The organism is Staphylococcus sp. EZ-P03, assembly GCF_003344575.1.
Taxonomy (GTDB): Bacteria; Bacillota; Bacilli; order Staphylococcales; family Staphylococcaceae; genus Staphylococcus; species Staphylococcus simulans_B.
In genome coordinates, this window is sequence record NZ_QPMO01000044.1 from 1 (window position 1) to 2,594 (window position 2,594).

Consider the following 2,594-nt stretch of genomic DNA (forward strand, 5'->3'; position numbering starts at 1 on the left):
ACAGACGTTTGGGTATCTATGGGTGAACCTGATGAAGTTTGGGAAGAACGTATTAAATTATTAAAACCTTACCAAGTGGACCAAGCAATGATTGAAAAAACTGGCAACCCGCACGTTATCTTTGAACACTGCTTACCATCATTCCACAACACTGACACTAAAGTCGGTAAAGAAATCTACGAAAAATTCGGCTTAAAAGAAATGGAAGTAACTGACGAAGTCTTCGAAGGCAAACACTCAGTAGTATTCCAAGAAGCTGAAAACCGTATGCACACTATCAAAGCTGTTATGGTCGCAACTCTAGGAGATATTGGATAATCTAACCTCATATATAAAGAAATGCCATGGCTGGGAATATATTTCCTAAGCCATGGCATTTTTATTTTAGACTGACCGCAGTCTTATTTATCTTCTTTTGCTTTCTTTCTAGCAAATCTTCCGATTAGTGCAGCACCGAAGAGTGATGCTATCCAACCGATTGATGAAGAAGATTGCTCTTGTTGTCCAGTTGCTGGTAAAACTTTATCTTGGTTCTTAGTTTGTTGTTTGTCTTGAACCTTTTGACCTTGAACAGTTTGTTGTTGGTCGATCTTTTCTTTTGTTACATGTAAAACGCTATCTTTTGGAGTTTCTGATACAGTTTTGCTTTTTGCGACAGATGAATGACTTTCTGTTTGATCAGAACCCTTATCTTCATCTGTTACAGGCGATGAAGTGCTGCTTGAAGGTGTTGATGTTGTTTCAACCGCTTCAACCGTTTCAGATACTTTCGATTGTTCTGCTTCTTGTGCTTGTTGATGATTTGAATCTGGTTGTACTGTTTCACTTTCTGCAACTTCATTTTCATTAACAACATCTTCTTGAACTTTGTTATCAGTTGCAACAGAAGTTTCTTCAGTAACATCAACTGGAGACTCTGATGTAACCGGAGCCGGTTCTTCTACTGCAGGTTGTTCAGTTGTCGTATTATTCTCAACCGCTTCTGTTGATGCATCTTCAACACTCTCTTCAGACTCCTCTGAAGGTACTTCGCATACTTCATTCTCTACACTTACTTCTGTATTTGTGTCCATTGGTTCTGTTGCTGGCGTTGAATTTTGATTACTGTCTACCGGTGTATCTGGTGCATTTTCACCAGTATTATCCGATGTTTCGCTGTCTGGCGCAGGCGTTGAATCACATGTGCTCTCTTCATCGTTGGATGCGCTATTGTCACTCTCTGGTGTCTCGTTTTGATCAACTGGCGCTGTTTCAACAGGTTGTTTTTCTGAGCTCTCACTCTCTGTATTCTCTTCAGGTTGTGCTGTCTCTGTTGTGTCCGGTGTCTCAGAAGCAACTTCGTCTGTTTCGTCTTGAGGTACTTCTGTTTCAGAGGGGGTGTTAGGTTGTCCTGCCGGCTCCTCAGTTTTCACTTCTACAGGCACGACTTTACTTTCAGCTGCAGCCGATTGATTATCTGCACTGTCTTTAGCAGTTACAGTAATCACTTCATTACCTTTTAAAGCAACATCTTGTGTTAAGGCAACTGTCCATTTGCCTTCAGCATCTGCACGCGCCTCAAAACGTTTTCCATCCGCTAACACTACTGTTACAAGTGCGTTAGCTTCAGATGTACCACTCACACTTGAATCTGTTGCTTTAACTTCATTTACTACAGGTGCTTGCGGCGCCGTTGTATCTTCAACTACTTTTGTTGCTTCTTGTGATGCATTACCAGCTTTATCCGTTGATACTGCTTTAATTGGTGCTTGATATGCGAATGGTGTATCAAATTCTGCTGTCCAGTTTCCTTGTGCGTCTGTCACAACTTCTTTTGTCGATCCATCTGCCAATGTTAACTTCACGGTACTTGATGGTTCTGCCGTTCCTGATACTGTATTTGTGCCCGCTTCTACCTTGTTAATTACAGGTGTTTGTGGCGCCGTTGTATCTTCAACTACTTGTGTCGCTTCTTGTGATGCATTGCCTGCTTTATCTGTTGAAACGGCTTTAATCGGTGTTTGATATACAAATGGTGTATCAAATTCTGCTGTCCAATTTCCTTGTGCATCTGTCACAACTTCTTTAGTTGATCCGTCTGCCAATGTTAATGTCACAGTACTTGATGGTTCTGCTGTTCCTGAAACTGTGTTTGTGCCCGCTTCTACTTTATTAATAACAGGTGTTTGCGGGGCCGTTGTATCTGCAACCACTTGTGTCGCTTCTTGTGATGCATTGCCTGCTTTATCAGTTGAAACGGCTTTAATTGGTGCTTGATATGCAAATGGCGCACTGAATTCTGCTGTCCAGTTTCCTTGTGCGTCTGTCACAACTTCTTTTGTCGATCCATCTGCCAATGTTAACTTCACGGTACTTGATGGTTCCGCTGTTCCTGATACAGAGCTAGTACCTGCCTCTACCTTATTAATTACTGGGACTTGCGGGGCCGTTGTATCCACTACTGTTTGTGTTGCCTCTGTTGAATGATTGCCAGCTTTATCTGTCGATACTGCTTTAATTGGCGCTTGATATACAAACGGCGCATTAAACTCTGCTGTCCAGTTTCCTTGTGCATCTGTCACAACTTCTTTAGTTGCTCCATCTGCCAATGTTAA

General features: G+C 41.9%; 1 protein-coding gene and 1 pseudogene. One reads left to right on the top strand and one right to left on the bottom strand.

Going from position 1 to position 2,594, the window contains the following annotated elements; genetic code table 11:
- Positions 1 to 318: pseudogene (locus DVJ99_RS12850) on the top strand (ornithine carbamoyltransferase); the annotation flags it as partial.
- 83 nt (positions 319 to 401) lie between these two features.
- Here DVJ99_RS12850 and DVJ99_RS12855 read toward each other — a convergent pair.
- Positions 402 to 2,594 (bottom strand): Ig-like domain-containing protein (locus DVJ99_RS12855; protein WP_240430866.1); only part of this gene is annotated, 2,193 nt, incomplete at its 5' end.